Source organism: Vibrio sp. 378 (genome assembly GCF_033339435.1).
The window spans coordinates 1-591 of record NZ_JAWOUO010000840.1 but is presented as its reverse complement, the minus strand read 5'-3'; the positions used below and the strand labels follow the sequence as shown (position 1 = coordinate 591).

Annotated in this window: 1 protein-coding gene; it reads left to right on the top strand. The window is 47.2% G+C overall.

Annotation, left to right across the window (positions count from 1 at the left end; all coding sequences use genetic code 11):
* Nucleotides 1–591, top strand: a 591-nt coding sequence (locus tag R7Q48_RS29150) for a TrkA C-terminal domain-containing protein (RefSeq protein WP_318133847.1), incomplete at both ends; no start/stop codon positions are given.

The following is a 591-nucleotide window of genomic DNA, read 5'->3' as shown; positions in this document are numbered from 1 at the left end:
TGATTGGTCTGATCAGCATGATCATGTTCGCTAAGTTGCTACCAAAATTACAAAAGCAGAACCTTTCAGACTCTGCTCAACAAATCGCTCAAGAGCGTGGCCTTGGTAACTCAAGCCAGCGCAAAGTTTATCTACCTATTATTCGCGCATATCGAGTTGGCCCGGAGCTTATCGATTGGACAGACGGCAAAAACTTACGAGAACTTGGTATTTATCGCCAAACGGGTTGTTACATTGAGCGTATTCGCCGTAATGGTATTCTCGCCCACCCTGATGGTGATGCGATTTTGCAAGAAGGCGATGAAATAGCACTGGTAGGCTTCCCTGACAGCCACGCTCGTTTGGACCCAAGCTTCCGAAACGGTAAAGAAGTGTTCGACCGTAACCTTCTCGATCTGCGTATTGTGGAAGAAGAGATTGTCGTTAAGAGCGACGCGATTGCCGGCAAACGTCTATCTGATTTGAACCTGTCTGAGTTCGGTTGTTTCCTTAACCGCGTAGTTCGTGCGCAAATCGAAATGCCAATGGATTTAGACATTGTTCTTGCCAAAGGTGATGTGCTTCAGGTGAGTGGCGAGAAGAGTCGTGTAC